Annotated in this window: 6 protein-coding genes; all 6 read right to left on the bottom strand. The window is 42.1% G+C overall.

Annotated elements, in window-relative coordinates:
- Positions 1–308: 308 nt before the first annotated feature.
- Positions 309–785, bottom strand: a complete 477-nt coding sequence (gene greA, locus H5202_RS16095) for a transcription elongation factor GreA (RefSeq protein ID WP_182772971.1) — start codon at positions 783–785, stop codon at positions 309–311.
- A 231-nt stretch (positions 786–1,016) separates the two neighbouring features.
- Positions 1,017–4,238, bottom strand: a complete 3,222-nt coding sequence (gene carB, locus H5202_RS16090; protein ID WP_182772970.1) for a carbamoyl-phosphate synthase large subunit — start codon at positions 4,236–4,238, stop codon at positions 1,017–1,019.
- A gap of 23 nt (positions 4,239–4,261) precedes the next feature.
- Positions 4,262–5,419 carry a glutamine-hydrolyzing carbamoyl-phosphate synthase small subunit gene (carA, locus tag H5202_RS16085; RefSeq protein WP_182772972.1) on the bottom strand — a complete coding sequence of 386 codons (1,158 nt, stop codon included), beginning with the start codon at positions 5,417–5,419 and terminating at the stop codon, positions 4,262–4,264.
- A gap of 174 nt (positions 5,420–5,593) precedes the next feature.
- Positions 5,594–6,406, bottom strand: coding sequence for a 4-hydroxy-tetrahydrodipicolinate reductase (gene dapB, locus H5202_RS16080; RefSeq protein WP_182772969.1), 813 nt, complete (start codon positions 6,404–6,406; stop codon positions 5,594–5,596).
- A gap of 83 nt (positions 6,407–6,489) precedes the next feature.
- Positions 6,490–7,107 carry an FKBP-type peptidyl-prolyl cis-trans isomerase gene (locus tag H5202_RS16075; protein WP_182772968.1) on the bottom strand — a complete coding sequence of 206 codons (618 nt, stop codon included), beginning with the start codon at positions 7,105–7,107 and terminating at the stop codon, positions 6,490–6,492.
- Positions 7,108–7,186: 79 nt separating this feature from the next.
- On the bottom strand, positions 7,187–7,546 hold a 360-nt coding region (locus H5202_RS16070), incomplete at its 5' end, for a M48 family metalloprotease (protein WP_182772967.1).

Genomic DNA, 7,546 nt, shown 5'->3' with positions numbered 1-7,546 from the left:
ATTCAATTAATATTGTTACCCATACGGTAAATGTAGCAACAATGTAAACTGAGACGATAGTATCTATTGCACCTTTAATCTGCAAATTAATCTTTTTACATGTTTTATGAGCTTTAATACACTAACTATGTCTATGGTGGGTATAAAAAAGCACTAAACAGTATTCTATTTAGTGCTATGTCAGGCTATTAGTCATTTATATCAATATTGGGTGAGCATAACAGTATGATTAATACTTAAGCAGTTAGTTTAATACCATAGCTAAAATATACTGCTAAACATAAAACACACTAGTTTGCTCACCAAACTTAAAGATATTTAACCGTTAAGATTTCATAATCAGTCAAGCCACCAGGAGTGGTAATCGATACTTCATCGCCTTCACTTTTACCAATTAATCCACGCGCAATCGGTGAATTAACTGAAATTAAATTTTGTTTAATATCCGCCTCGTCATCACCCACTATGCGATATGTCACTTCAGCATCAGTATCTATGTTCAAAATAGTCACTGTTGTACCAAAAATAACTCGGCCAGTATTTTCTAATTTTGTGACGTCAATAATTTGAGCGTTAGATAACTTGCCTTCGATGTCACGAATACGCGCTTCACATATTCCCTGATCTTCGCGGGCAGCATGATATTCAGCATTTTCTTTTAAATCACCTAACTCACGTGCTGAAGCAATTGCTTCAGTAATTTTTGGACGGCGATCGAACTTTAACAATTCAAGTTCTTTACGTAATTGATCTGCGCCAACTACTGTCATTGGGACCTTACTCATAATGTCTTTGTCTCCTTTAAAAACAAAAGCATCCCGTGCTGACGATAAGTCAACACAGTAAAAATTCAGTTGGAAGTACGCAATCGACTTAGCGTGCGTATCTAGGATGCATCTTATTGATGATGTTTGATAGCTTACCTAAGCTTTTAAAGACTTGCTAGTCATCCATCATCAAAATGTCATAAAAAAGGTCGCCAAAAGGCGACCTTAATCGTTAACGCACAATAAAAATTAACTTTTAATGCGTTTGTGTAACTCTTGTAAAGAAGTCACCTTGATTCGATCATCTGCAGAATGCGCTAAACACGTCGCAAAAGCAGCATTTAATGTCGTAGTGTAATTCACTTTATAGCGCAATGCTCCACGACGGATCTGACGTGAGTCTTCAATTGCTTGACGACCTTCCGTAGTGTTAACAATGTAGGTATATTCACCATTTTTGATACGATCAAGAATGTGTGGACGACCTTCATGCACTTTATTAACTAAGCGAGGATTAATCCCTGCTTCACCTAATATAATGGCAGTGCCATGAGTAGCATCTATTTCATAACCCAACTCAATCAACTTAGAAGCTAAATCAGCAACGCGTTTTTTATCACTGTTGCGCACAGATAATAACGCACGGCCCGACTTAGGCACTTCAGATGTCGCACCAAGCTGTGCTTTTGCATAAGCTTCAGCAAAAGTATCACCCACACCCATTACTTCACCGGTTGAGCGCATTTCTGGGCCTAATAGCGGATCAACTCCTGGGAACTTATTAAACGGTAATACCACTTCTTTTACCGAGAAATAAGGTGGAATGACTTCTTTAGTAAAGTTTTGCGAAATCAAGCTTTGGCCAGCCATCACTCGTGCTGCAATTTTAGCTAGCGGCACGCCAGTCGCTTTAGACACAAATGGTACTGTACGAGCGGCACGCGGGTTAACTTCAATCATATAGATTTCGTTATCTTTAACCGCAAACTGCACATTCATCAAACCGATCACGCCTAATTCAAAAGCTAATTTAGACACTTGGTCGCGCATTCTAGCCTGAATATCAGCACTCAATGTGTAAGGCGGTAATGAGCAACCAGAGTCTCCAGAGTGGACACCTGCTTGTTCAATGTGCTCCATAATGGCGCCAACAACGACAGTTTCACCGTCACATACAGCATCAATATCCACCTCAATCGCGTCATCTAAGAAGTGATCAAGTAATACTGGTGATGCATTAGATACTTTAACCGCTTCATTGAAGTAGCGTAGTAAATCTTGTTTGTCGTATACGATTTCCATCGCACGGCCACCCAACACATAGGACGGACGTACAACTAGCGGATAACCAATTTTTTCAGCTTCAATCACAGCATTTTCAACTGTTGTCACTGTCGCATTTTCTGGTTGCTTCATGTTCAAACGTTGAATCGCTTGTTGAAAACGCTCGCGGTCTTCAGCACGGTCAATCGCATCAGGGCTAGTACCGATAATAGGTACGCCTGCTGCTTCTAATTCACGCGCTAGTTTAAGCGGAGTTTGACCACCATATTGTACGATTACGCCTTTTGGCTTTTCGATACGCACAATTTCGAGCACATCTTCTAGCGTTACAGGTTCGAAGTATAAACGGTCAGATGTATCGTAGTCGGTTGATACCGTTTCAGGGTTACAGTTAACCATGATGGTTTCATAACCGTCTTCACGTAGCGCTAATGCAGCATGAACACAGCAATAATCGAACTCAATGCCTTGGCCGATACGGTTAGGACCACCACCCAGAATCATGATTTTGTCACGGTTCGATGGGTTAGCTTCACATTCTTCTTCATACGTTGAGTACATGTAAGCCGTATCCGTTGAGAATTCAGCGGCACAAGTATCGACACGTTTATAAACAGGGTGAATTTCATAGCGATGACGTAGTTTACGAATTTCGCCTTCACTCACACCTAATACATCAGCTAAACGTAAATCAGAGAAACCTTTACGTTTTAATTGGCGTAAGTAGTTTTGCTCTAAACCTGACATACCAAGCTTAGCCACTTTAGCTTCTTGGGTAACCAAATCTTCGATTTGAACGAGAAACCAGTGATCAACGTTAGTCAGAGTGAAGATATCATCGCGGCTTAACCCTGCACGGAATGCATCGGCTATATACCAAATACGGTCACAACCTGGCTCTTTTAATTCATGACGTATACGTTGCATCGCTTCTGGTGATTGTAAATCAACCAGAGAATCAAAACCGTTACGACCCACTTCAAGGCCACGTAACGCTTTTTGTAATGACTCTTGGAAAGTACGGCCAATGGCCATTACTTCACCCACAGATTTCATTTGAGTCGTTAGACGGTCATTTGCACCGGCAAACTTTTCAAAGTTAAAACGTGGAATTTTGGTAACAACATAATCAATAGCAGGCTCGAACGATGCAGGTGTTTTACCACCAGTAATATCGTTGCTTAGCTCGTCAAGCGTAAAACCAACGGCTAATTTAGCCGCGATTTTAGCAATCGGGAAACCCGTTGCTTTAGACGCTAATGCTGATGAGCGAGATACTCGAGGGTTCATCTCAATAATGACCATACGGCCAGTATCAGGACAAATACCAAATTGTACGTTTGAGCCACCGGTTTCAACACCAATTTCACGCAATACCGCTATCGAAGCGTTACGCATTAATTGATATTCTTTATCGGTTAGCGTTTGTGCCGGTGCTACGGTAATTGAATCACCTGTGTGAACACCCATCGCATCGAAGTTTTCGATAGTACACACGATAATACAGTTATCGTTGCGGTCACGAACCACTTCCATTTCATATTCTTTCCAACCAATTAATGATTCATCAATCAATAATTCGTTAGTTGGCGACAAGTCCAAGCCTTGAGAACAAATCTCTTCAAACTCTTCTTTGTTGTAGGCTATACCACCGCCACTGCCACCCATGGTGAAAGACGGACGGATGATACAAGGGAAGCCCACCATATCTAATACGCCATAAGCTTCATCCATGTTATGAGCAATACCCGCACGCGGGCAGTCTAAACCAATGGATTTCATCGCTTTGTCGAAACGACTACGGTCTTCAGCTTTATCAATCGCATCCGCTGTAGCACCAATCATTTCAACATTAAATTCTTTTAGTACGCCTTTTGCTTCAAGCTGAAGTGCGCAGTTCAGTGCAGTTTGCCCACCCATTGTCGGTAGAATTGCATCTGGACGTTCTTTGGCGATGATGTTGCGTACCACTTCCCAATGAATTGGTTCGATATAAGTTGCATCGGCCATTTCAGGGTCGGTCATAATCGTTGCTGGATTAGAGTTGACCAGAATAACGCGATAGCCTTCTTCACGAAGTGCTTTACAAGCTTGCGCACCTGAATAATCAAACTCACACGCCTGACCAATAACAATTGGTCCGGCACCTAGGATAAGAATACTTTTTATATCTGTACGTTTTGGCATTGCTTCTGTCTTCTCCCAGATAACTACTTGGCGTGCTGACGGTATTGTTCAATTAGCTCGATGAAATGATCGAACAGCGGTGCGGCATCGGTTGGCCCAGGACTCGCTTCAGGGTGTCCCTGGAAGCTAAATGCTGGTTTATCCGTTAGGTGAATACCTTGTAATGAACCATCAAATAACGACTTATGCGTCACCTTGATATTAGCTGGCAATGTGGTTTCATCAGCAGCAAAACCGTGGTTTTGACTGGTTATCATCACGCGACCATTTTCAACATTGCTCACTGGATGGTTTGCACCATGGTGACCAAACTTCATTTTTAAGGTTTTCGCACCAGAGGCTAATGCAAGTAACTGGTGACCTAAACAAATACCAAACACTGGAATATCAGTGGTTAATATTTGCTGGATAGCAGTAATAGCATAATCACATGGCTCAGGGTCGCCAGGACCATTTGACAGAAAAATCCCATCAGGGTTCATGGCAAGTACATCTGCAGCAGGTGTTTGCGCTGGTACTACCGTCACATCACAACCACGGTCAACCAACATACGTAAAATATTACGTTTTACACCGTAATCGTACGCGACAATTTTATATTTAAGTTCCGCTGCTGGTGTTTCAGACGGTAAACCACCGACTAATTTCCAGCTACCGTTACGCCATGTATAAGCTTTATCGGTAGTCACTTCTTTGGCTAAATCCATGCCTTTTAGCCCTGGGAACGCTTTCGCGGCTGCCAGTGCCTTCGCTTCATCTAGGTCGCCGACCATAATACAACCGGCTTGGGCGCCTTTTTCACGCAAAATTCGAGTTAGTTTGCGGGTATCAATATCAGCAATACCAACTACATTATTCGCTTTTAAATAATCGCTTAATGATTGTTGGTTGCGGAAATTACTCGCCATAAGCGGTAAGTCACGAATAATTAAGCCACATGCATGAACCGAATCCGATTCTGTGTCTTCATCATTAGTACCTGTGTTACCGATGTGAGGATAGGTTAATGTTACTATTTGGCGTGAATATGAAGGATCTGTAAGGATCTCTTGATAACCTGTCATTGAAGTATTAAATACCACTTCACCAACAGAGATACCGGTAGCACCAATTGCGGTGCCAGAGAATACTGATCCATCTTCGAGTACGAGTAAGGCAGACTGTGTCAACGCGACCTCCAGAAAAGAGCCAAGCCACTTAAAATTATGTGTTTTTATTTTGTACTAAAATATCAATTTTCGTTAATTTACGAAATTTTGACAAATTCTAGCGATTGTATAAGAAATTCGTTTTTACGTCTATATTTTGTAGGATTGTTTTCAAAAAAAAACACCAACGAATGGTGTTTTTATTATCTAGTTCAACCCTAATACTTGTTGCATGTCATACAGACCTGCATTTTGATCTGAGAGCCAAAAAGCCGCCCTCATAGCCCCATTAGCAAAGGTCATTCTACTCGATGCTTTATGGGTTATTTCTAACCGCTCGCCTATGTCAGCGAACATAGCAGTGTGTTCACCGACAATGTCACCGGCACGAACTGTTGCAAAACCAATGGTATTAGGATCACGCTCACCGGTAATGCCTTCACGTCCAAATACTGCACATTGCTCTAAATCACGACCTAATGTTTGGGCTATAATTTCGCCCATTTTAAGTGCGGTACCTGACGGAGCATCTTTTTTATGACGATGATGTGCTTCGATTATTTCGATATCGGTATAATCACCCATCACTTCTGTAGCAAGTGCGAGTAACTTCCACATCACGTTCACACCAACAGACATATTAGGTGCTAACACCACGGGAACTTGTTCTGAATAGGCACTAATTTGCTCTTTTTGAGCATGGTTGAAACCTGTAGTACCGATAACAATGGCTTTGTGATTTTTTGCGCACCAATCAAGATGAACAATCGAAGATTCTGGTGAAGTAAAGTCAATTAATACGTCAAAGTCGTTGACCACTTTATCCAGTGAATCGGTAATGGCAACATTCATCGCGCCAACACCAGCAAGTACACCAGCGTCAATACCGATGAGGCTTGAACCTGAACGTTCAATAGCTGCTCCAAGTATTATCACTTGTTGCTGTTTAGCAGATTCAATCAGTGTACGGCCCATACGGCCACTGGCACCAACTACAGCAATTCTCACTTTTGCAGTCATATAATTCTCCCAGTGTTAACTAAAGGTAAACACAAAAACAGCATATACAAAAACGCCTAAGTTAACTTAGGCGTTTTTTATAATTAGATAATTTCTAACAATTCAACTTCGAAGACCAAAGCTGAATAAGGCGGGATTGAAGCACCCGCTCCACGCTCACCGTAAGCTAAGTGATGCGGTACATATAATTTAAGCTTAGTGCCAACTGGCATTAACTGTAATGCTTCAGTCCAACCAGCGATAACACCTGATACTGGGAACTCAGCTGGCTGTCCACGAGCAACAGAGCTGTCGAATACATCACCACTAATGAAAGTACCATGGTAATGAGTACGTACCGTTGAATCGTAGGTTGGTTTTTCACCGTCGCCTTGCACAAGCACTTCGTATTGAAGACCAGACTCAGTTATCGTAATATCGTCACGCTTAGCGTTTTCAGCTAAGAATGTTTCACCTTCAGCAGCAGCAGCTTCTGCAGCAGACTCTTGTGCTTCTTGTAAACGACGACTAATTTCAGTAAATGCAACTTGAAGCTCTTCCATTGATACTGCGCTTTCTTTACCGGTAAATGCATCAGCAAGACCAGCTTGAACAGCAGGGATATCAATACCTTCAAAAGAATTTGCTGCTAGTTGCTCGCCCATTTGACGACCTACACCGTAGCTAGCATGCTGTTCCATAGTGCTGAACAAATCTGACATAATAATTTTCTCTCAATAAACATAAAAAATTCGCACGAGAGTTTATCACAATAAACCTCGTAAATGTTGGCAAAAAACGCTATTTAACGTGAGCAATTTTACACTCAGTCAAAGACTGTTTTCTTGCCTGTGTATAAAGCGGCATCACTTGTTTCTGTGCCGCTTGCAAGTCTTCAATTCGGTGGCTGTGTGACGGGTGAGTCGATAACAGTTCCGGCCCTTGAGCGCCGCCAGCCTTAGCCATATTTTGCCACAAATTAACACTTTGAGCTGGATTAAAACCCGCTTTGGCCATTAGCTCAAGACCGACAACATCAGCTTCAGACTCCTGGCTGCGGCCAAAGGGTAAAATAATGCCTACATTAGCCCCTAAACCCAATCCGGCCATGTACAAATCTTTATTGGCAATACCCGATGCACCTAATGCAGCATCTGCGGC

Source organism: Shewanella sp. SG41-4, assembly GCF_014164505.1.
In the GTDB taxonomy this organism is placed as follows: domain Bacteria; phylum Pseudomonadota; class Gammaproteobacteria; order Enterobacterales; family Shewanellaceae; genus Shewanella.
Note: the sequence above shows the minus strand (reverse complement) of the source record. Positions and strands in the feature narration are given on the sequence as shown.

Excerpts from the sequence above, each read along its gene's own strand:
- H5202_RS16075 (WP_182772968.1), bottom strand. The coding sequence starts at position 7,107 with ATGTCAGATTTGTTCAGCACTATGGAACAGCATGCTAGCTACGGTGTA.
- greA (WP_182772971.1), bottom strand. The coding sequence starts at position 785 with ATGAGTAAGGTCCCAATGACAGTAGTTGGCGCAGATCAATTACGTAAA.
- dapB (WP_182772969.1), bottom strand. The coding sequence starts at position 6,406 with ATGACTGCAAAAGTGAGAATTGCTGTAGTTGGTGCCAGTGGCCGTATG.
- carB (WP_182772970.1), bottom strand. The coding sequence starts at position 4,238 with ATGCCAAAACGTACAGATATAAAAAGTATTCTTATCCTAGGTGCCGGA.